Origin of the sequence: Neorickettsia sp. 179522, from assembly GCF_001593535.1 — a bacterium.
Classification (GTDB): domain Bacteria; phylum Pseudomonadota; class Alphaproteobacteria; order Rickettsiales; family Anaplasmataceae; genus Neorickettsia; species Neorickettsia findlayensis.
In genome coordinates this window covers 723,336-745,630 of record NZ_LNGI01000001.1, presented here as the reverse complement: position 1 = coordinate 745,630, position 22,295 = coordinate 723,336, and the positions used below count along the sequence as shown (strand labels likewise).

Below are 22,295 nucleotides of genomic sequence, written 5' to 3'. Positions count from 1 at the left end.
TAGAGTTTTATGGTTCGAAAGGAAGATTATGAACATCTGACCGAGTCTGAGCTTGGTTCTCGCCCACCAAAGGGTACATTGTTGTACATGGTCATTTCTTGTGTGGCGCTAGCTTGGGCATTTTTTCAACTTTGGGTTGCGTCTCCTCTACAGTTCCATCTGGCGAATTATATTGGTTCAAATGCTTTCATTTTCAACGATTTTCAAGTGCGTGCTTTACACCTTGCATTTGGGCTTTTCTTATCTTTGTCGATGTTCCCAGCTTTCTCGACTTCAGAGAAGAGATACATCCCTCTTGCGGACTGGTTGCTGAGCTCCATAGGTATATGTGCGTGTTTATATCTAGTGGTCTTTTACAGGCAAATTGCACTGAGACTTGGAATTCCAACGATAATTGATCTGCTGATTGCTGCATGTGGAATATGTGCTCTCCTCGAGGCTACACGTAGAACAGTAGGTTTTGCGGTTGTGGCTGTTGTATTGGTGTTTCTTTTCTATTCTAGATTTGGTGAAGTTATGCCAGATGTTATTGCTCACAAGAACTACATGTTCTCAGCAATTGCTTCACAGCAGTGGTTTTCTACCGAGGGTGTGTTTGGAACAGCTATTTCCGTATCTGCAGACTTTGTTTTCTTGTATGTCCTTTTTGGGGGTCTTTTGGAAAAGACAGGTACAGGGAATTTCTTTATCGAACTTTCATTTTTACTTTTAAACAGATTTAGAGGTGGACCTGCGAAAGCTGCTGTAGTGTCTTCGGGACTTATGGGGATGATTTCTGGTTCTTCAATTGCGAACACTATTACTGTTGGTTCATTGACCATTCCTATGATGAAGAAAATGGGCTTCAGCGCTGAAAAGGCTGCTGCTATAGAAGTTTCTGCTGGGATAAATGGTCAAATTATGCCTCCAGTAATGGGAGCTGCTGCGTTTCTGATGGCAGAGTACCTTTCTATTCCCTATATCGAAGTTGTCAAACATGCCTTTTTACCCGCGATTTTAACGTATATAGCGCTTCTATATATTGTTCACATTGAAGCCTGTAAGCTTGATACCATGCCTCAAGTTATTCCAGATGCCAAGAGGATGAAGCTCCATACCATGATTTGGTATTTGTTGCTTGTTTGTGCATCCATTGCGGTTCTTGTTTCGGGTCTCTACATCCTTATAGAGGGGTTTCTACATTTCTCAGGTCTGAAGAGGATTGCCGGTCCTTACGTTACGCTTGTCATGGGTGGGTTGTGTGGATTAGTGTACGTTTTTCTCCTGTGGTGCCAATACAGGCTGAGCAAGGCGCCAGATGTTGATAAATCTAGTGTGGCCTTTAAGTTAAAAACGGGCTTACATCACTTTTTACCTCTGATCATTCTGGTGTGGTGTCTTCTTGTGGAGCGAATGTCTCCGGCGCTTTCTGCTTATTGGACGATACTTTTTCTATTTTTTGAGTTACTTACGAAAGAAATCATTGTAAATGCTCTTGAGCGTAGGTGTGGGTTTTATTCTGCGATGCGTGTTGGTTTCGTTAACTGCATTAATGCAATGATAATGAGTTCAAAGAACATGACAGTGGTGGCAGTTGCAACTGCAGCAGCAGGCATAATTGTTGGTTCGGTTTCTTTGACAGGCATAGGGTTGAAAATTGGTGCCGTACTAGATGTTGTTTCTAATGGGAACCTTTTACTAACCCTGTTTCTTACAGCAGTAATGTGTATAGTCTTGGGAATGGGGATGCCTACTACAGCATGCTACATCATTGTTTCAACTTTGATGGTCCCTGTATTGATGTATGTGACAAATAAGAGTGGGATAGTACTTACACTATTTTCGGTTCACTTATTTGTCTTCTATTTTGGTCTCATGGCTGATGTTACACCCCCGGTCGGTTTAGCCTCGTACGCAGCTGCAGCCATAGCGGGTGGCAACGCAATCATGACGGGAGTGCAGGCGTTTTTATACAACATTAGGACCATGTTACTTCCATTTTTGTTTGTCTTAGACCCTCAAATCTTAGGATTTAACCTTTCAGGTCCTTTGGATTTGTTCCAGGTTGTTGTTTTCTGCATACTGGGAATAATATCCGTAACGGCGGGATCACAAGGTTACTTCCTCATCAGGAGCAAGTTTTACGAGTCGGTTATACTTTTCTTCGTGGGAATCGCTCTTTTAGCTCCTTCCATTTTTGTTAATCTTGTCACACCGGAATACCTGCCACTCGAAATGAATGAACATATCTTAGAAAGATCCAGTGACTCTAAAAGGATTAGGGTTGTGCTGCAAGAACGAAGTTTTTTTGGCAGCCCTGAAGTGAAAAAGGTCACAATACAGAGTGGTGTCGACGGTACAATAGAACAAAAGCTTCGTTCCTGTGGAGTAGTAGCCGCATATGATGAGGACCGTATGCTGAATGTTGTATCAGTCGATCACAATGCAACAGCTCAATGTGCCACATTTGATACCTCTATGAAGATTGTACAAATTATGGTGTCACGACCGCAGATGCCAAAGTGGGTCGTATACGCTACAGCTTTTTTACTATTTTCTTGTATTTTTCTGAGCCAGAGGAAGCGTAAAGTGTCCTAAATGTTCGATCTAGTATTGTTATTTGTCTTCCTTCTCACAGTTCTCGTTGGTGTACTGAGGGGTGCAATTAAGGAAGTTTTCAGTGCTGCTGTTATCATTATCTCTGTGATGTTCACTTATCATAATGCCAATGTCTTTCTCGAGTTGTTTGACGTCAAACCTGGGCCGATAGTTGCTCCGCTTTCAGGGATATCTGTTTTTATCACTAGTTTTGTTATTCTGGGCCTTATAAATGGCTGGGTTATGTATCTTATTGCTCCTGTGAGATTGGGGCCTGCAGATAGAGTATTGGGCGGTTTTTTTGGTGTTCTTCGGGGGATTGCGTATTGCTATTTGTTGTTTGCTATGATCAACGTCTTCTACTATGCCCTGAACGGGGATGAGATAGAAGATGCTTCGCGAGAGCCTGGGTATTATCTTCCCGTATGGTTAAAAAGTGCTAAGAGTTTTGGTGCACTTAACTATCTGGACAGTGCCGTTAATGCGGTTATTCCAGATGAAGTTTTTGCTTCCTTGCGTACCTATTCAGCGGCTTTTAACAACAATTCCCCCGAATCAAGTAGAAGCGATGAGAGGGTATTTCTTCCAGGGCTGTTAGACTCTCTTCTTGACGAGGAGTCAGACTTCGACTAGAGAAACGAGTATAAAGATAGTATACAAGCTGCTAGTTGACTGGCATTCTACGTGATATTAGAATCACCCCTATGAGTACGTTTTTTTTAAAGCAAGCGCAGATAGAAAAGCAGTGGGTTGTTGTGGATGCAACAGACGCCGTTGTTGGAAGGCTTGCTGCTTTTATTTCTACTGTCTTGCGGGGCAAGACCAAGCCTACATATACTCCACATATGGACTGTGGGGATAACGTAATTGTTGTGAATGCCTCTAAGGTTAAGTTTTCCGGTTCTAAGATGTCCGATAAGGTTTATTATAGGCATACCGGATATCCTGGTGGGATCAAGAGTACAACTCCGGCCAAACTGCTTGGTGGAAAAAAGCCTTGTGAAGTTGTCAAGCTTGCTGTTAAGAGGATGCTAGACGATGGCCCGATGGCACGTAGAAGGTTTAAGAATCTCTATGTTTATGCTGGTCCTGAGCACAAGCATGGGGCTCAAAAACCGAGCGTTGTGGATTTTGCGTCGTTAAATAGAAAAAATAGAAGGTAACTATGCTTGATGGTGAATCTCAGGTAAAGAGAGTGCCGGTTGTGGATAGACAGGGCCGTGCGTATGGTACAGGACGCAGGAAGGCGTCTGTTGCTAGAGTTTGGGTTAAGGCTGGTACGGGGAGCTTCTGTGTAAACGGAAAGTCTGATCTTATGTCTTATCTTAAGCACCAGTATCTCTGCCAGGATGTGTATCTCCCGTTGCGTGTCTGTGATGTCGCGGGAAAGTTTGATGTTTTTGCTACTGTCAAGGGTGGTGGAATTTCAGGGCAAACCGGTGCACTGCGACTTGGTCTTAGCCGGGCTCTTCAAAATTTCAATCCTTGTTTCAGGGGCACCCTAAAAGAGAGTGGCTTCTTGGTTAGAGATCCTCGTGTAGTTGAGAGAAAGAAATACAGTAGGAAGAAGGCACGTAAGAGCTTTCAGTTTTCCAAGAGATAGCGTCGGTTTGGAAATGTTACAGAGGCTGTTACTGTGCCTTCTGTTTTGCCCAAGTTTTGTGCATATCCTGCCACGCTTTCCGTTGGAGATGAGCTGCCTGGTTTTAATGAGATCACTACTCCCGATAGGGTTTTTGCTGCAAGCATTCAGGCCGCGGTCGAATTCGCTGCATTGATGTTGCTTCCCCTTCTGAATGTTGTGTGCTCCGCATCGTTCACACTCCCAAAGAGACGAGTCCTCTAAGAATAAGTGAAGATCTGGAATCACTTCGTGAACGTGGGAGGTCTTTAGCTTCACTCTTAGAAAAAGGTGTCCAATTAGTCGTTGTGCACAATCCTTCTGAGAGTAGCCCTCTTTATAAAGAAAATCTTGGGAAGTACCCTTCTCTTTTTGATGTAGTTACACACGAGCCTCTTGAGGCAAAGAGCGGAGCCACATTGATTATCTCCCAAAGAGTGTCGGAGCGGTTTTTCTATTTTGAGGTTACTGCCCAACAAGTGGATGTGCCCGCGGATGGTGCTGGTCTCTCATTGAAATTCGATGATTCATCCGATGCACGGATTCTTGATCTAACGAGACAACGTATAGGTCTGCTTGGGGGTATTCGAGTAAGAGTACAGACTTCCGTGCAGGGGGAAATCTCTTTATCTGAATTTAGGGTAAGCATAGGGTTGTTTTTTCCAGCGTCTCTAGGAATCCCGGGATCGGTTGTGGGGGATACTGGTGCGAGTTCTTTAAGTATCAAAGAAAAATAATACTGTGTTTTCCTTAAAAAGGTCATGGAATTAATGAGTTTTTCCTGTACATGATATTTGCAATTCTAAATGCTGTTAGGGCTTTTTTCCTTGACACTTTTTCATCTACCACCAGCTCAACTGGTGTCTGGCGTTTTTTTTGTAAGCGAACAGGAGTGGAACACATACTGCTGTACTCAGGGAGCCATTTGTATATGTATTGTAGTTGTGGATCAAATTTTTTTATTTGCATGGTTGGACTAAAGATTCGGAAATATGGTACAGAGTCTGCACCAGAGCCTGCAATCCACTGCCAGTTAAAGGTGTTGCTTGCAGGGTCAGCATCCACTAAATGTTCCCAAAAAAAATTTTCTCCATATTTCCAGTGTATCAAGAGATTTTTTGTAAGGAATGATCCAACTATCATTCGCACTCGGTTATGCATGTGTCCAGTGCTCAGGAGTTCTCGTATACCAGCATCTACGATTGAATATCCAGTTGTTCCCTGAGACCATAATTTGAATTTTTCTTTATCATTTTCCCATGGGAAATAGTCGAATTTTTGTTGTAAATTTTTCGAATCTAATTCTGGGTTTGTGCTTAAAATGCCGTAAGCGAATTCTCTCCAAAGCAGTTCTGTGAGAAATTGCATTGATTGAGGAAAAAATCGTGCAATAGAAAACCAAATTCGGTTTGGTGAAATTTGTCCAAAATTTATGTAAGGCGAGAGGTTTGATGTACCGTTTTTTGCCGGATAGTCACGATCGATGTGATAATTTTCTAGTTTTTTATCAACAAAGTCCTGTAACAAAGTGTGTGCATCTTTTTCGCTTATCTTCCATTTCCTATCTATTCCCTGCTCAAAACGGTGGTCTTTATCTTTAATGATGTTTTGCGGTGTAACTGAAACTAATTCTGCTATTTTTATTTCTTTGCAGTAACGTATTTCTACAGGAGGAGGGATGGGAAGACGAGGTTCCAACTGTTCTTCCATGACTTTATTTTTAAATGCTGTGAAAAGTCTGTATGTATCTCCATTCTTCTTGCGGAGTTCAGACGGATCCCATAATAACCTAGCATTAAAATTCCGAACGGTAATATTCGGGTAATATTTTAGAATCTCCGTTTTCATTTGTTCATCATATTTGTCTTGTTTGGGGTCATATGTGGTGTTCCAGTATAGTGCTTCTGCTTTATAGTGAGATAACAAAGTCTTGAGGATGGTTATCGTATCACCGCTATAAATTTTCAGATGATGGTCCAAGGATTTATTTAAATCGATTAGGCTTCTTGCGATCCAAATTCTAGCCGCTTTTCCGGGTTTTCTAGTGCTACAATTGTTTTCATCGATTATATACACAGGAAGAATATTCCAAATTTTTGTGGCCTCAGATAATGCAGGATTGTCGTCAGTGCGAAAATCTTTCCGAAACCATACTATTGCTATTTGAGAAACGCTCATTTGTTGTGAGATGTCCTGTTTTTATCTGTTCTAGCATAATCTTGTTGTTTATACGAAAACTGATGCCCAAGTAATGGTGTGAATTGATTTGCTGTGGTGGAAGTATTCAAGATGCTTGAGCTAGAAAAGCGTCAGGTGTGAGAACTCAGTTGTTTGCATGAGATCCACATAATTGCTGCAATTCATAGAAGAGTACGACGCCATGCAGCTTTGCTCCATCTTATGTATGGGCTCCTGCCCGTTTGAGTTGTGTATTGTTTTAATGTTGAGGTATAGAGAGACACTTTCTTGAAGGCTTTGGGTTTCCTGTATTATCAAGAATAAGCACAGTTTATGATGATACTCTTTCATAGATGCTGAACTCGTCATGGAAGAAATGACTCCGGCATTCTCACGAGTATGTCTCCGTTGCATATCCGCGGATTTGAATCAAATACCCATCCATAGAAAGCAGAGAGATTGATATAGGAATAGAACCCCGCTAAGACGCTGGTAAAAAAGGTGCTCCTTAATTTTGTGTGCAGAAAAGGACTACCTACTAACGGCCACTATAAACGACAAGCACCAGACGAATTACACCCGGAGAGGGAGGGATTCGAACCCTCGATACGACTTTTGGTCGTATAACGGTTTAGCAAACCGCCGCCTTCAGCCTCTCGGCCACCTCTCCAAAACTGCTTCTTGTGTAACTCTAACTGAAATCACCATTGATGGCAAATGCAACTGACTTGTTCCAGGAGTCACTAGTGCAATGAGCACCAGAAAAATTTAGTAAAATAAAAATCTTATACGAAGAGTGACACTGGTCAATCGAAATAATATCTGGAGAAAAGCAGCTTGCCGACAGATTTCTATGAAAGGCATGACGCAAACAATACCGTATAATACACTGACATTTTCCTCACTCTATTCTGGCGTGAATACCGGTGCACCTTCCGCTGAGGTATCATCTATTTTGCCAAGCGGATTGGTACTGCAGTGGAAGGTTTGTTGCACGCATTTATAGCATACAAAATATGCTCATTAGGTCACAATGATATTTTCTGCAACGCATTTTAGTGTGAAAATTGACGCATCTTCTACCCGCATACTCACTATTTTACCAAGTAGACTGCTATCATGACAAAAGACTTGTTGCATGTATTCGGTCCTGCCAGAGATTTTGTCTGGGTACTTTTTATCGAATAGGACTGTGACGGTTTTCCCAATCATTTTTTGGTTGAACTCTAATTGTTTTTCCTTAAGCAGTTGTTGTAGTTTTTGAAGTCTCGTATTTTTTGTTTCTTCGGCAATTTGTGTATAAGCAGCACCCGGGGTGCCAGGTCTTGGGCTGTATTTGAAGCTATAGCATTGTGCATAATTTACTTGTTCTATCAATGCGAGTGTCTGTTGAAAATCGTCATCACTTTCTCCGGGGAATCCCACTATAAAATCAGATGAAAAAGCGATATCGTTTCGTGCATTCTGGAATTCGTGGATTATTTTAAGATAGTCTGCAGTGGTGTATTTCCTGTTCATTTTTTTGAGGATTTTGTCTGATCCAGATTGGACCGGTAGATGTACGAACGGCATAAGCTTGCTTTCATTAGCATGTGCATCATAAAGCTCTTTATGCATATCAACAGGATGCGAGGTGGTGTAGCGTATTCTCTTTAGTGAGGGAATCTTGCCTAAGTGTGAAATTAATTGCCCTAAGTTGAGTACCTTATCTCCGGAGTTCAATGGCCCATGGTAGCCATTCACGTTTTGTCCAAGTAAGGTAATCTCTTTAACGCCTTTGGTTGTTAGGCTTAGTGCCTCGCGATAGACGTCTTCTATTGGCCTGGAATACTCAGCTCCCCTTGTGTACGGGACAGCGCAGAATGCACAGAACTTGTCACAGCCTTCTTGTATAGAGAGAAAAGCTGAAGATTGATGTACCTGTCTTTTACTAGTTTCTTCTGCTAAGTAGTCAAATTTTTCTATAGGGTCAAATTCTATTTTTATTGCTTTCCCAGATTGTCTGTTGACTTTTGCAATAAGTTCAGGCAGCGAGTGGATACTTTGTGGACCAACAACTATGTCAACATTTTCTGCTCTACGCATTATCTCTTCGCCCTCGGCTTGTGCAACACACCCAGCAACCACAGTGAGAATTTTCTCTTGCTTCTTTTTTTGTAGAAGTCTTATTTGTCCAAGCTCGGAGTAAAGTTTTTCGGTTGCTTTTTCCCTAATGTTACACGTATTTAAAATTATTAAGTCTGCATCCTCAGCTCTTTCTGAGAGTGTGAACCCTAATCCGCCAACGATTTTCTCGATCATTTCCGAATCGTAAACATTCATCTGGCAGCCATAAGTCTTAATATGGAACTTTTTCAGACTGTTATTTTTTTTCTCTATTTCTTCCATGTAAACCTTCGTGTGAGAAAACATGACTACTTACGCTAAGTATAACAGCAAAGTACAACTCTTTAAGGTGTTCGGTTTGTGCTAGTTCATTATAGACTACCTGATTGTTGTATGATTGTTCAAATAGCACTGAATCTGTACTTCTCCCTTTTTTCCGCAGTTTTCATTGTGTGCAATTTCCAGAGATTTTGTTATAATTCAGGGATCCTGGGATTGCTGTAACAAAGAAGTCCCTCTGCATGGTGGATCCGAGAGTTTTTACCTGGTTTTCCGCGCCTGTGGATTTAGAAAGTGTTAAAAATCGCGTTTACTGAAAGGCTTATAAGGAAACTTCGTGGTGCGGTTGTTCTGCGAATACTCGCTTAAGACACAAATGTAGTTAGAAAGTAGATATTGTTGGTGATAAATGACGGATAATAATTTAATTTTTTTACCTCTCGGGGGTACTGGTGAAATAGGAATGAATGTCACCTTGTATGGATACAAGGGACAGTGGATCATGGTTGATTGTGGCGCTGGTTTTGCCGATGCAGAATTGCCTGGGATAGACATCGTTGTTGCAGATATCAGTTTTATTGAAGAGCGCAAGGATGACCTTTTAGCTATAATTATCACACATATTCACGAAGATCACTGTGGTGCACTTCCATATTTATGGGATAGATTAGCTGTTCCTATATACACCACTCAGTTCACTGCGAATTTCCTACTAAAAAAAATTGGTCGTGATAAGGTGCAATTTCCGATCCACGTTGTTGAACCAGGGAAGCTATTGCATTTGGGGGAGTTTAGGCTCGAATTCATTAACATGACCCACTCGGTACCCGAAATGAGTGCGATAGGGATTCATACTGCCGATGAATTAGTGATTCATAGTGGGGATTGGAAGATAGACGATGATCCCGTTGTTGGAAAGACGTGTGATTTCAAAAGACTTGAAGAACTTTCTGAGAAGGGAGTTCTGGCAATGGTGTGTGATTCAACTAATGTATTTTCTCGAGGGAGGTCTGAGTCTGAATCCTCATTGAAGGAGCCACTGAAGGAAGTGATTTCCAATGCGAGTGGAGCGTGTGTTGTGACGCTTTTTTCCTCGAACATTGCAAGAATAGAGACTGTGACAAGGATAGCAAATGAATACGGAAAGACAGTTGTTGTTTTAGGAAGGTCTCTTCTTTCTGTCATTTCTGCTGCAAAGGAGAGTGGTTATTTGGAAGATCTCAATTACATCGATGAAATAGGATTGGCCCACTATAACGGGAGCAGAAAGTCGTTGATTATTCTTGCAACAGGATGTCAGGGAGATGAATTAGCTGCGGTTAATAGGCTTTCACAAGGTACGCATAACAGTTTCACCATAAACTCTGATGACACCATCATCTTTTCCTCAAAAATGATTCCAGGAAACGAAAAGAGGATAGCAAAGATGATTAATAGGTTTATTGCTATGGGGGTGAATGTTGTCACAGAAAAAACACATTCCGTACATGTGTCGGGACATCCATATAGAGATGAGTTAAAACAGCTATATCAATTGCTTAAGCCAAAGATTCTTATTCCTGTGCACGGAGAAAATCTACATCTTCATGAGCATGCAAAATTTGCGCTGGAATGCGGTGTAGAAAACGCTTTAATCGCAGCAGACGGTGACATAATTGAGATATCTTCAGCATCGGGTGCACGCAAGATCGATCAGACAGAAGTTGGCTTCTGGTGCGTGGATAATGACAGGTTACAACATCCGGACAGTCACGTTATCAAAACAAGGAAGAGATTGCAATTAAGCGGAATGATTTTGGTAATTCTCGTGATGAACAAAAAAGGAAAATCACTAAAGAGGCCTACCATTGTTGCGTTTGGTTATAGCGAGGAAGGAGGGTGGAAAGAAAATGCATTAGCCTCCATTGATAGGAGCTTGAAAACAGATAAAAACAGTGATTTCAGGACAATCACAAAGACAGTAAGAAAAATTGTGCGTGGCTCACTAACTAGCAGGATAAAAATTCCATTGATAGAAGTGCAAATAGAAAGGGTGTAATATGCTACTTCTCCGGTGGAAAAGGTTTTGGTTTTTATCATTAGGCCTTCTGCTTTTTTCTGGAGCTGTTTCGTTGCTGTTATTTAATCTTGGTGAGAGTATCTCCTTCTTTTATTTGCCCAGTGATATTGAACGCACTGTTGGTTCAAACAGGGAAATAAAAGTAGGGGGAGTGGTCGGGGGTATAAAAAAGTCAAAGGATGGTGTGAGATTCTTGCTCTCTGACGATACAGCCGAAATAGAAGTGTTTTATGAGGGTATCCTACCTGCACTTGTACAGGATGGAATGAATGTTGTAGTTATTGCTAGATTTGAGGATGGGTTACTTTTTGCTAAAAAAGTCTTAGTCAAGCATGATGAGCGGTACTATCCTCCGGAAGACTTCATTAAACCTCTCCGAGGAAAGTGAATAGCTTTGATGGGATGGTGTTTTTTAGTTCTGATATGGTAGAATTTCCGGTGTTATCTTGAATAGGAGGCATAGTTTGGGACAAGTTTTTATGGTTCATCATGGAGATGTTGAACAGGCACTTCGTAGATTAAAGCAACATTTATCCAGGGAAGGAATAACACCTGGAAAGAAGCGTATTTTCGAAAAGCCTTCTGAAAAGAGGCACAGGAGAGCTGTAGAAACTAGGCGCAAGATAAGAAAGCAGAAGCTCCGTGTGGTACCGTACTGATTAGTTGCCGCCCCACTTGGGTATGCGACCTACGTTGCCCTCTTTGCACCTTTTCTCTGTTGTATTCTTCCAAGCACTTCTTTTAGTGCGAATACGAGTTCTTCCATCATTGTGTCGGTATGCTGCGGTGTTGGTGTGATTCTCAGACGTTCTGTGCCGCGGGGAACCGTTGGGTAATTTATGTGTTGGATGAAGATCTTAAATTCTTCCAGTAAAGTTTTAGATGCATATTTGCATTCTTCTGGATGCCCAATTACGACTGGTATTATGTGTGTTGGGGCATCTTTGTATGGGATGTTATTTGCTTTGAACATTGCCTTAAGTTTTGCAACATTCTCCTTTTGCTTTTTTCTTTCTTCATCGCTGTTGTACAGGTGTGTGATGCTTGCTCTACCAGCGTTTGCGATCACAGGTGGAAGTGCTGTAGTAAAAATAAATCCAGATGCGTGACTTCTGACGACGTCGATTATATCAGCTCTAGCTGCTATATACCCTCCCACGACACCATATGCTTTTGCAAGTGTTCCCTGGATTATATCCACTCGATCTATCAAGCCCATTTCTTCTGTGATTCCACCACCGTGTTCACCGTACATTCCTACGGCGTGTACTTCATCGATGTACGTCAAAGCATTATACTTCTCTGCAAGATCGCAAATCTCTTTTATTGGTGCGACATCCCCGTCCATTGAGTACACCGACTCGAAGATTATTATCTTGTAAGCTTCGTTGGGAACCTGTGAAAGCAATTCTTCTAAATGATCAATATCATTATGGCGGAAGATCCTCTTCTCGCAACGACTGCTTCTAATACCTTCTATTATCGATGAGTGGTTATACTGATCGGAGAACGCGATACAGTCTTTCATGAGTGAGATAATTGTGGATATTGAAGCAAGATTGGCAACATAACCACAAACGAAGGACAAAGCAGCCTCTTTCTGATGTAACTTCGCAATTGTTTTTTCGAGGAGAACTACTTCTTTGTTATTTCCGGATATATTTCTAGTACCACCAGCGCCGGCACCCATTCTGTCGATGGTCTCTTTCATAGAGTCACAAACTGCAAAGTTCTGCCCCATTCCTAGGTAGTCATTGCTACACCATATGACTATTCTTTCGTTTGTTTCCTCGTTTATAGCACAGGGGAACTCACCAGAGATTCGTGCGAGGTTAACAAATTCACGGTAACGTTTCTCGTTTTTGATCGTATCGAGAGCTTGGGCAAAGACACCACTATAGTTAGACATGCGCAAAGAAAAGGGAGCGGAAAAAGGGACTCGAACCCTCGGCCTCAACCTTGGCAAGGTTGCGTTCTACCAACTGAACTACTTCCGCTTGGAATTGAGCAAAGCAATACATCGGGATTGTAGCACTTCTGTGAAAGTGCAACAATCCATTTGGCGTAATAAATATGCTAAATATTTTCTGCTGAACAAAACACGCAGCGCAATATTGATTGTATCAAAAGTAATTCGATACGATTCGAAGGTTGTTTATTAGCTTCAATACGTTTTTCTTGCATTTACCAATTGATATGGCGAGAATGGTTTTCCTAATGAATAATTGGTGGATGTATTACCGTTGATCTCTCTTTGGTCAATTAGAGAGAAACACTGCCTAAATAACGATGCAATTCCAGAAGAGCATCGTTTTCTCGTGATTGAGATTATACAGAATGATTGAAATTATACAGAACTTTACTACTTGTGTTCATACTTTCCACAGCTATACTTGGCAGTTCTATGTGAGCGCGTCTTTCTTTTTTTGTGTGCAGCAGGTTTATCATCTTGCTGATGTCAGGTTTTTACGTGTGTAGAACTGTTTCTGTGGAAAAGAGTAATGGATTTTGCAAAGAATATTCCTTCATTTTGGGGCTCCCTATTTCGAAACTTAGGCATGAAATGGACAGTAAGTTTTAGTTTTCTTTTCCTTCTATTATTTGGAAGCGCATCTGGTGAGAGTTTTCACTGGTTCCAACTTATGGGTGGTAATCAATTGTGGTTCCGTTTTGTAGTTGAAGAGGTAGATATTTGCCCAAATGTTGTTGTCGATGGTGTTGAGCACTTAATGGATCAGCATCATGCTGCAGATGGCTCTTTCCCATTGAGTTGTGTTTATAAATTGAATCTTGAGGCTCTTCCTCAGTCATTTATTTTTGGTGACAGGGAGATTCTGCCGCGATTCAAAAAGGATGAAGTGAGGAAAATAGCCGTAATTGGCGATACGGGCTGCCGTAACAATCGTTTTTTCTCTCCACAAGATTGTAAGAAAGAGTGGTTTTTCAAAGAAACAATAGACGCTATGTTGGAACATGATCCAGAAATGGTTATCCATGTTGGAGACTACGTTTACAGAGAGGGAAGTAGAGCAAGCACTTGGACTACGTGGAAGGAAGATTTTTTCCTTCCAGCTACCGCATTACTGAACTCTAACATTCCGTTGCTTTTGGCAAGAGGAAACCATGAGAACTGTAACAGGGGTGGTGAAGGCTGGGCCTATTTCCTCAGTATTGCAAAGGAGTGTTTGCCTTATGAAGAGCCATATACATTTTCGGTTAATGGCCGTGATATCGTAGTAACGGATTCATCGATTGCAAGGAAACTTTATGAAGATGTTGCACATGTCAATAATGTTAATAATGGCAAGAGGACTTGGATTGTGACACATAGACCGCTCGTATTTAAAAATAAAGAGGGCCTATATGTAGGAAATACAACAATATTTAAAGATCTAAAGAAAGAAATAGAATTAATAATGTCTGGGCACGTCCATGTTGCCCAGTTTCTTAGGTTGGATGGACACATACAGTTTATCTCGGGTAACAGTGGAGCACGTCTTTCGCATTGGCAGACCGGTACGGCTAGTGATTCGCAGTTGGAGTATGGATTTGGCATCATTGATCTCCTCAATGATAATGCGAAGATTACCAGCTACGATCGCTTCAATAACGAAATGATGTCTGTATATTTGTCAGCGAATAATTAGCTCCATACTTTCGATACCACATTTCCTATGCCATGTCGTTTAGTGGCGGGTAAGTGGAATGTGGTTTCGGCAAGCATGGGTGCACTTTTTGGATCTTCCTGCTACCTGTTTTTCCGTCTTATTAGCGCCCTCTTCTTGAGCTTGATGAATGCCTTTGTTGAGTTTCAGGGTGAGATAATCTGCTGCTAGGTGTGCGCTGAGGGTCTTCTGTAGGATCTGTGGTGTCAGTACGAGAGGATTGGCTTGATCTGCTTTGTTGTGATGTAACAGCAGCAGAGCTAACACCTGATGTACTAGGCTGTTCGTCGTCTTGAGGGGTTGTATCCAATTTTCTGCGTTTACTTTCCGGAGCGCAGGGTGCATGTCCCGCTGCTGCCGCGCGACGAGATGGTTGACCGTGTTGTTGGGTGGATTTAGGAAGAACTATATCCACATCCTGGAGTCCTTCCGCGATCTCTTTGTCGGTCAGTAGCTTGCTGGTCTTAGTCATCCATATCGACGATGTCCGCACATTGCCACCGAAGTCGCTGTCAGCCAGGTCTTCCTTACATTTATCAACTAGCAAACCAAGAAACATCCTTAGATCTCTAAACTCTTGCTTAGACATCCCCGGTTGGTGTGAGGTAGGGCCTCTCCCTCCTGATGGGTGAGAAGGCTCATTACCACTAGATTCTCCTTTTTGTGATGTAACAGCAGCAGAGCTAACACCTGATGTACTAGGCTGTTCGTCGTCTTGAGGGGTTGTATTCGATTTTCTGCGTTTACTTTCCGGAGCGCAGGGTGCATGTCCCGCTGCTGCCGCGCGACGAGATGGTTGACCGTGTTGTTGGGTGGATTTTCTCTTCCTAGGAGGAACTATATCTAAGGATTGGCTTGATCTGCTTTGTTGCGATGTAACAGCAGCAGAGCTAACACCTGATGTACTAGGTTGTTCGCCGTCTTGAGGGGTTGTATTCAATCTTCTGCGTTTACTTTCCGGAGCGTAGAATACACGTCCCACTGCTGCCGCGTGACGAGATGGTTGAACGCGTTGTGGGGTGGATTGAGGAAGAGCTAGCTTCAGCTTGTGGCATTCTTTTAGAAACTCTTTTGATGTCAGAACTTCTGTGGAAAGCTGATCTAGCCGATTAGTTGCTGTCCACACACTGACCTTTTCCTCGCAAGCCAGTAGGTTTCTACAGTCATCATAAGCCTGCTTAAGATCTACATCTTCATCCTGCAAATCGTGAGACCCTTCTGTCTCAGAGCCGTGGGGAGATGAAGGTGCAGCCCCATGTGAAGGTTCCTCGTCACCTCCAGGCCCAGATGTTTGTTCTCCTTCTTGTGATGAGGTGTGCTCTTCATCGCTTTCCTCACTTTCAGTGGAAGTAGAAGTGGAAGGTGAAAATAGCCCTTGTGGAGAAGGTGCTGGCGGAAGGGGAGACGCTCCTCCAGGCCCAGATGTTTGTTCTCCTTTTTGTGATGAGGTGTGCTCTTCGTCGCTTTCCTCACTTTCAGTGGAAGTAGAGGTGGAAGGTGAAGATGGCGAAGCACCGGATTCTTCTGGTGTAAAAAGCTTATAGTCTACCTGAGGTGCACTTGTTTCAGGGGGGGAATGTGCTGTACCTTCACCATCAACGATAACAAATGCACCAGGTGAAGGTAGGGGAGTGCCATGTGCTGTACCTCCACCATCAACAAGAACAAATTCACCATGTGAAGTTACGGGGGTGCTATCTGCTGTACCTTCACCATCAACGATAACAAATGCACCAGGTGAAGGTAGGGGAGTGCCATGTGCTGTACCTCCACCATCAACAAGAACAAATTCACCATGTGAAGTTACAGGGGTGCTATCTGCTGTACCTTCACCATCAACGACAACAAATGCACCAGGTGAAGGTACTTCCGAAGTAGGACTCCTAGGACTATCAGGATTTTCGTCATCTGACCCCGTAGGATTGTGCATTTTCAGATTTTGATTAAAACTACACTAACTATTTTATAATATAATGAAAATTTTAATCAACATCGATAATTCCTATCCTTCCGAACAGGGCTGTGATGGTTCTTTTATCTGCATAGATTGCAAGATAATCTGCTTTATGTTAACTTCCTCGGTGGATGGGTGGCCGAGCGGTTTAAGGCAGCAGTCTTGAAAACTGCCGTGTGTGGAAGCATACCGTGGGTTCGAATCCCACCCCATCCGGTTCCTTGCCGCTTCAATTCTTAGGCTTGAGTTGACCTTCTTGTGTTTGGTGTGTCTAGATAACAACCCTGATCACGTCTCGATGATCCAATTCGTTTTGTATACAGGTGGCAATTACTGTGTTCAGCATGAGAAAAGCGATTGTCATTGGTCCAACACCTCTTGGTACCGGTGTAATGAACTTTGCTTTTTGAAAAACGTTTTCAAAATCGACATCGCCAACTAATCTACCATCCACTTTGTTTATTCCGACATCTATAACAGTTGCCCCAGGCTTGATGAAGTCTCTTTTCACAAAGTGTGGTACACCAACAGCTGAAACAACGATATCTGCCTGCATGGTTTTTTCCTGTATATCTCTGGTTTTAGAGTGTGTAAGCGTAACAGTACAATTCTCATGCAAAAGAAGCATTGCCATGGGCTTACCAACAATATTTGAACGTCCTATAACAACAGCATCCATGCCAGATAAATCGTTCCCTAGAACTGATTTTATTAGATATAGAGAGCCCGCTGGTGTACACGGTTTTAATAATGCATCTTTACTGAGAGTTAGTCTGCCAACATTTTCAGGGTGGAAACAATCAACATCTTTTTTTGAATTAATCGATTCAATAATTCTGCTCGAATTGATGTGTGAAGGCAGTGGTAGTTGGACGAGTATGGCATTAACACTAATGTCGCCGTTTAAAGATTCCACTAATCGTATTAGTTCTGCCTCAGTCGTTTCCTTTGGTAGTGCTATAGTTTTCGCGTTTATACCAAGCGACTCTGCTTTTTTCTGCTTACTTCGAACATACACCTGACTTGCCGGATTTTCACCAACGATGATGACTCTCAGACTGGGTATCAGGCCATTATTTTTCTTGAGGTGCGCTACAGAAGTTGCAATGGATTCACAGATACCCGAGGCAATTCCGAAACCATCAATGAGTTGTGTCATTTCTATTGAGCATTCTAATTAATGCACTTTCCCATTTACTACCATTGTCGAGTAATTTCTTCTTGTTGTAGAGCAAATCTTCACGGTTTTCTTCTGCAAACTCGAAATTTGGTCCCTCGACGATTGCATCCACGGGACAAGCCTCTTGGCAAAATCCACAATAAATGCATTTTGTCATGTCTATATCGTATCTTGTGGTCCGCCTACTTCCATCAGAGTCTCTGGGAGCTGCCTCAATTGTGATTGCTTGGGCAGGACAGATCACTTCACATAATTTGCAGGCTATACAACGCTCTTCCCCGTTTTTATAGCGCCTGAGCGCGTGTTCACCCCTGAAACGCAGACTTATAGGTCCCTTTTCTTGCGGATATTTTATCGTAACCTTTGGTGCGAAAAAGTACCGCAGGACGGTCTTGAAACCGACAAAAAAGCGGGTCAGCTGCATCTGTCTTACGAACTTAAACATACACCGACCAAGAACGATGAAATGCTAACATATGTGCCTTGTTAAGTAAAATGCGTGTTCTAAAAACATAACGCCGTACATGAAGTGATTTTCGGGTGGTGTTCTATGTGGAAGGTAGTCTGGCCCTCAATTAACTGAAAGCCTAGAAAAGGTGCAAGAGACACCTGAAGTCTCAGTAATTACAGGTCACGTTAAGTAATCCTCAATCCTATTTTATAAGTGTATCTCGGGCTTTATTGAGTTGTTGTGCGAAATAATGTGAACCGCCCTTATCAGGATGTACTTTTTGTACGAGAGCGTGGTATGCCTTGTTGATTTCTGCCTTGCTGGCATTCGCAGGTACCCCAAGAATTTCTCTGGCCTGCGCCTTGGACATCTTTTCCGCTGAATTGGAAGATGATATTCCTTGCTGAAACTGCTGCAGATTCTCGAAGTTGAAGTTTCCGCTCTTCATCATTTCGTAAACAGCATCGTATATCTGCGAGAAATTTTCAGAAAGTTGAAACTTTTTCCTGTAGATGAACGCAACCACTAGCAGAAATAATATCGGCAAGAGAATCACTAGTAACAAAATCAGCAAGATTATCGAGAACATTTACGAGCGTTGAAACTACGAAGCATTGTATATTATAATCCCGCTGTAGTTAATAAGTGATTGTTCAATACACTTGAAGTATGTTCATACAAACCGAGCACACCCCGAACCCGAATGTACTAAAATTTTTTCCTGGTGTAAACATACTTGATAGTGGAGTTGCTGATTTTGCTACAGCTGATGACGCTTTTGGTCATAAACTTCCTGAGATGCTTTGGCAAATACAAGGTGTTTCTGGTGTGATGCTTGGGGTGGATTTCGTATCTGTGAGTAAAACTGCAGATGCGGAGTGGGATATATTGAAGCCGCAGATCTTTAGCGTGATAGTCGAGTATTTTACTGCTGGCTCTGATCTTGTTCGACCTGTAACAGAAGACGAGGAAGTCGAGTGTGTTGATGAGGTTTCTAAAAAAATACGAGAAATTATAGATACCAAGGTCCGGCCTTCTGTTGTCGAAGACGGCGGTAATGTTGTGTTTAAAGGTTATAAAGACGGGATTGTATATCTGAAACTTCAGGGAGCATGTGCTGGCTGTCCCAGTGCTTCTGTGACTCTCAAGGATGGTATAGAGAACCTGCTTCAGTATTATGTTCCTGAAGTTAGAGAGGTTCAGCAGGTTTGATGGATAGGCTCTCCTTGTTGGATGAGTATTCTTTCAAGCTTGTGCGTCGGTGTGACATTCTTTTTGTACTACCATTTCTTTAAAACGTGATTTTCTGTGGTGGATTTGTTCTCCCATATCCTATATCCTTTCCTAGTCAATTTAATGTGGCTGTTGCGCTAATAACATGAAAGTGCTCATGGGTAGCAAAGCTGGAAAACTTGGCCAAGAAATAGCTTCACTTCTTGACTTGGCCATGGTTCGTGCACAAGTAAGTAGATTTCCTGATGGTGAGAGTAATGTTCTTATACATCATGAAGATGTTGTTCCTGGAACCGAGGTCCTTGTCCTGCAGAGTCTCTGTAGTGATGGCGACATAATGGAGTTTTTGTTCATCGTTGATGCTTTGAACAGGTTAGGGGTGCGCGATATTACTTTGGTTTCTCCATATTTTGGTTACGCTCGCGCTGATAGGATTGTTACGCCTGGCTCGTCTGTTGCAGCAAAAGTAGTTGCGCGCCTTGTCGGAGAAAGGATTTCGTCGCTTTTGGTGCTTGATGTACACTTTCCTCAGTTTGAGGGCTTCTTCGAGATCCCGGTCTATAATGTTCTTCCGTGGTCGCTGCTTAAGGAAAGTATGCATGTGGATCACAATATGGCGCTTGTCGCACCCGATGTTGGTGCTGTAAAAAAGTTGAAGCCTCTATCCGAAGAGCTTGGCACAAGTCTTGTTATCATGAATAAACGCAGACCTAGAGCCTGTTTATCCGAGGTTACTGAGGTGGTCGGAGAAATTTATGGTAAAGACTGCATAATAGTTGATGATATCGTTTGTGGTGGTGGAACCCTCTGTAATTCGGCTGCTAAACTTAAAGAACTCGGTGCAAAATCTGTTGTTGCATTTATTACTCATGGTGTATTTTCTGGTAGTGCGAGGCAGAAAATTACAGGCTCACATGTAGATAGGATTGTTGTAACTAACAGCATACCTGGCGGTGAGACTCAGGGAAAAATAGAGGTTATTAGTGCTGCAGACTTGCTCGCGAGAAAAATTCGTTCAGTGTACTTAGATGTCAATACAAAAAGTCCTAATTGCTAACCGCGGGGAGATCGTATCAAGAATAGCACGCACCTTAAAAAAATTGGGTAAAAAGAGTGTTGCTATTTATTCTGATCTTGATGTTAATTCGGGCTATATTCAGCATACAGATGAGGCCGTTTATATAGGCGGTGTTACCGTTAGTGAGAGCTATAACAATATGGAATCCATACTCGCAGCGGTCAGAAAAAGTGGTGCAGATGCTGTGCATCCTGGATATGGTTTTTTATCTGAGAACTCTAGTTTTGCCCGATCTGTTGAGCAAGCTGGTTTTACTTTTATTGGTCCCAGCTCAGAGTGCATCTCTATGATGAGTGATAAGGTGATGGCAAAAAAGATTGCTCAGGAAGCCTCAATTAATCTTGTACCCGGGTATATAGGGGAAATTTCTGATTATGAACAGGCTGTCTCTATTGCTAAAGAAATAGGCTTCCCAGTTCTGATAAAGGCTGCCGCAGGAGGAGGAGGTAAAGGAATGCGGTTGGTCAATAGGGAAGATGAATTGCGCGAAGCTATGCAGCTTGCTTGCCATGAAGCCCTGAATTTTTTTGCAGATGAACGAATTTTCATCGAGAAATATATCAAAAACCCTAGACACATAGAAATACAGCTAATTGCTGACAAAAATGGCCACGTTATTTGTTTGGGTGAACGAGAATGTTCGGTACAGAGACGGCATCAAAAGGTTGTTGAGGAGGCTCCGAGCCTTGTACTCGATCGGGGACTCAGAGAAAAAATGTATGAACAGTCTATTAGATTAGCTCGTGCAGTTGGGTACACTTCTGTTGGAACGGTGGAATATATACTGGACCAGGAGCGAAATTTCTATTTTATGGAGATGAATACTCGCATCCAAGTTGAGCACACAGTAACCGAAATGATTACTGATATTGACATAGTCGAGGAGATGATCCGCATCGCCGAGGGTAATGATCTATCAAAGAAGAAAAGCGTTACGAAGTTCAACGGTTGGTCATTTGAAGCACGCATATATGGTGAGGATCCCATGAATAACTTTATGCCAACGAGTGGTTTTGTACGTCGTGCTGATTTTCCCACGAATGCCAGGGTTGAAAGTAGCGTAAGTACAGGTTCCGAGGTTGGTATGTTTTATGATCCGATGATGGCAAAGATTATCGTTAAGGGTAAAACGCGTGCTGATGCGTTAAAAGGAATGTGTGAGGCGCTCCAGATGACGTGCATAGTGGGTGTAAGGAATAACTTGGTGTTTTTAGAGTCTCTATTTCGTAATACCGACTTTATTAGCGGAAATATAAACACTCATTTTGTAGAAAAGCAGTATCAAGGGGTGGGTTGGTATGAGTCCCTGGACAAATGTGCGACCCTGCGTTTTATTGCAGTGATTTTGTATGCCATGATGGATATATGGAGTGGCTCATTTGAGGAAAGTCGTACTTTCATTGTAAGACTTGGGAGTCAGGAGTATGAAGTTGATGTTTCCATTGCAAGGGGTAAATTTAGCTTCGTCCTTGCTAAAGAGAAATATATAGTCGAGATTCTGAGAGAAACAAAGGAGGGCTTATTTCTTGCAAACATTAATGGTGAAGCATTCGCTGCGAGGTTTTTCAATACCGATAAGTTAAGTAAACGAGTTGAGCATGATGGTCGTTCACTGTTGTGCATTGCTCTTCCTAAGGAAGTGTATACGAAGTGGTCATCTGTGCAGAAGAATACCTCAGGTATACAACAGGCAGACAAAATGGTGTCTACAATGACAGGAGTCATAGTAAGCATTTATGTTCGTGTTGGTGACACAGTCAGACCAGGTGATCCGTTATTTTTACTCGAAGCAATGAAAATGCAGAATACTATCACCGCTGAACGGGCTGGCACTGTGAAAGAAGTCTCCGTTGTGCAAGGGCAAAATGTGAGCGAGGGTGATTTATTATTGAGTTTTCTAAAAGTATAAATGTA

The 22,295-nt window shown here is 42.3% G+C and carries 19 protein-coding genes and 3 tRNA genes; 13 read left to right on the top strand and 9 right to left on the bottom strand.

Annotated elements, in window-relative coordinates; all coding sequences use genetic code 11:
* The first annotated feature begins 9 nt into the window (after window positions 1-9).
* The 5 genes from AS219_RS03430 to AS219_RS03410 all read left to right on the top strand — a co-directional run bounded on the left by AS219_RS03430 (window position 10) and on the right by AS219_RS03410 (window position 4,935).
* Complete coding sequence (locus AS219_RS03430; protein WP_082784595.1) at window positions 10-2,577, top strand: TRAP transporter permease; 2,568 nt, start codon at window positions 10-12, stop codon at window positions 2,575-2,577.
* A complete protein-coding gene (locus tag AS219_RS03425; protein WP_067980109.1) occupies window positions 2,578-3,210 on the top strand; it encodes a CvpA family protein in 633 nt (210 codons plus the stop codon). It begins immediately after the preceding gene.
* A gap of 71 nt (window positions 3,211-3,281) precedes the next feature.
* Complete coding sequence (gene rplM, locus AS219_RS03420) at window positions 3,282-3,740, top strand: 50S ribosomal protein L13 (protein WP_067980106.1); 459 nt, start codon at window positions 3,282-3,284, stop codon at window positions 3,738-3,740.
* 2 nt (window positions 3,741-3,742) lie between these two features.
* Window positions 3,743-4,180: a 30S ribosomal protein S9 gene (rpsI, locus tag AS219_RS03415; RefSeq protein WP_067980104.1), complete on the top strand. Its 438-nt coding sequence runs from the start codon at window positions 3,743-3,745 to the stop codon at window positions 4,178-4,180.
* 200 nt (window positions 4,181-4,380) lie between these two features.
* On the top strand, window positions 4,381-4,935 hold the full coding sequence (locus AS219_RS03410; protein ID WP_067980101.1) for a hypothetical protein: 555 nt from the start codon (window positions 4,381-4,383) through the stop codon (window positions 4,933-4,935).
* Between the two features lie 22 nt (window positions 4,936-4,957).
* Here AS219_RS03410 and AS219_RS03405 read toward each other — a convergent pair whose 3' ends face one another.
* From AS219_RS03405 to miaB, 3 genes are all read right to left on the bottom strand, one after another.
* Complete coding sequence (locus AS219_RS03405) at window positions 4,958-6,376, bottom strand: cryptochrome/photolyase family protein (protein WP_067980096.1); 1,419 nt, start codon at window positions 6,374-6,376, stop codon at window positions 4,958-4,960.
* A gap of 580 nt (window positions 6,377-6,956) precedes the next feature.
* A tRNA-Ser gene (locus AS219_RS03400) sits at window positions 6,957-7,046 on the bottom strand.
* 353 nt (window positions 7,047-7,399) lie between these two features.
* A complete protein-coding gene (miaB, locus tag AS219_RS03395) occupies window positions 7,400-8,734 on the bottom strand; it encodes a tRNA (N6-isopentenyl adenosine(37)-C2)-methylthiotransferase MiaB (RefSeq protein ID WP_067980573.1) in 1,335 nt (444 codons plus the stop codon).
* A gap of 436 nt (window positions 8,735-9,170) precedes the next feature.
* Between miaB and AS219_RS03390 the strand changes: the two genes are divergently transcribed.
* The 3 genes from AS219_RS03390 to rpsU all read left to right on the top strand — a co-directional run bounded on the left by AS219_RS03390 (window position 9,171) and on the right by rpsU (window position 11,479).
* Window positions 9,171-10,799, top strand: a complete 1,629-nt coding sequence (locus AS219_RS03390; RefSeq protein ID WP_067980094.1) for a ribonuclease J — start codon at window positions 9,171-9,173, stop codon at window positions 10,797-10,799.
* A 1-nt stretch (window position 10,800) separates the two neighbouring features.
* Window positions 10,801-11,208 (top strand): cytochrome c maturation protein CcmE, encoded by a 408-nt coding sequence (locus tag AS219_RS03385; RefSeq protein ID WP_067980092.1) that lies wholly within the window; start codon window positions 10,801-10,803, stop codon window positions 11,206-11,208.
* 76 nt (window positions 11,209-11,284) lie between these two features.
* Window positions 11,285-11,479: a 30S ribosomal protein S21 gene (gene rpsU / locus AS219_RS03380; protein WP_067980089.1), complete on the top strand. Its 195-nt coding sequence runs from the start codon at window positions 11,285-11,287 to the stop codon at window positions 11,477-11,479.
* Between the two features lie 29 nt (window positions 11,480-11,508).
* Here rpsU and hemA read toward each other — a convergent pair whose 3' ends face one another.
* Entirely contained in the window at window positions 11,509-12,729 is a 1,221-nt protein-coding gene (gene hemA, locus AS219_RS03375) for a 5-aminolevulinate synthase (protein WP_067980086.1), read from the bottom strand.
* Window positions 12,730-12,744: 15 nt separating this feature from the next.
* Window positions 12,745-12,817, bottom strand: a tRNA-Gly gene (locus AS219_RS03370).
* Between the two features lie 561 nt (window positions 12,818-13,378).
* On the opposite strand from AS219_RS03370, the gene AS219_RS03365 reads away from it, so the two are divergent.
* Complete coding sequence (locus tag AS219_RS03365; RefSeq protein ID WP_067980570.1) at window positions 13,379-14,467, top strand: metallophosphoesterase family protein; 1,089 nt, start codon at window positions 13,379-13,381, stop codon at window positions 14,465-14,467.
* A 121-nt stretch (window positions 14,468-14,588) separates the two neighbouring features.
* On the opposite strand, the gene AS219_RS03360 is transcribed toward AS219_RS03365, so the two are convergent.
* The gene (locus AS219_RS03360) at window positions 14,589-16,415 is read right to left on the bottom strand and encodes a hypothetical protein (RefSeq protein ID WP_067980084.1); all 1,827 of its coding nucleotides are present in this window, start codon (window positions 16,413-16,415) and stop codon (window positions 14,589-14,591) included.
* Window positions 16,416-16,568: 153 nt separating this feature from the next.
* Here AS219_RS03360 and AS219_RS03355 point away from each other — a divergent pair.
* Window positions 16,569-16,655: transfer RNA gene (locus tag AS219_RS03355), tRNA-Ser, on the top strand.
* 55 nt (window positions 16,656-16,710) lie between these two features.
* Here the strand turns inward: AS219_RS03355 and AS219_RS03350 are convergent.
* The 3 genes from AS219_RS03350 to AS219_RS03995 form a co-directional block, all read right to left on the bottom strand.
* A complete protein-coding gene (locus AS219_RS03350; RefSeq protein WP_067980081.1) occupies window positions 16,711-17,598 on the bottom strand; it encodes a bifunctional 5,10-methylenetetrahydrofolate dehydrogenase/5,10-methenyltetrahydrofolate cyclohydrolase in 888 nt (295 codons plus the stop codon).
* Window positions 17,582-18,064: an NADH-quinone oxidoreductase subunit NuoI gene (gene nuoI / locus AS219_RS03345; RefSeq protein WP_067980078.1), complete on the bottom strand. Its 483-nt coding sequence runs from the start codon at window positions 18,062-18,064 to the stop codon at window positions 17,582-17,584. The genes AS219_RS03350 and nuoI overlap by 17 nt, the downstream gene beginning before the upstream one ends.
* Before the next feature lie 208 nt (window positions 18,065-18,272).
* Entirely contained in the window at window positions 18,273-18,659 is a 387-nt protein-coding gene (locus AS219_RS03995; protein ID WP_082784594.1) for a J domain-containing protein, read from the bottom strand.
* A gap of 80 nt (window positions 18,660-18,739) precedes the next feature.
* On the opposite strand from AS219_RS03995, the gene AS219_RS03335 reads away from it, so the two are divergent.
* From AS219_RS03335 to AS219_RS03325, 3 genes are all read left to right on the top strand, one after another.
* Entirely contained in the window at window positions 18,740-19,282 is a 543-nt protein-coding gene (locus AS219_RS03335; protein WP_067980075.1) for a NifU family protein, read from the top strand.
* Window positions 19,283-19,448: 166 nt separating this feature from the next.
* Window positions 19,449-20,360, top strand: a complete 912-nt coding sequence (locus AS219_RS03330) for a ribose-phosphate diphosphokinase (RefSeq protein ID WP_067980072.1) — start codon at window positions 19,449-19,451, stop codon at window positions 20,358-20,360.
* A complete protein-coding gene (locus tag AS219_RS03325; RefSeq protein ID WP_067980069.1) occupies window positions 20,332-22,290 on the top strand; it encodes a biotin carboxylase N-terminal domain-containing protein in 1,959 nt (652 codons plus the stop codon). The genes AS219_RS03330 and AS219_RS03325 overlap by 29 nt, the downstream gene beginning before the upstream one ends.
* Window positions 22,291-22,295: the final 5 nt, after the last annotated feature.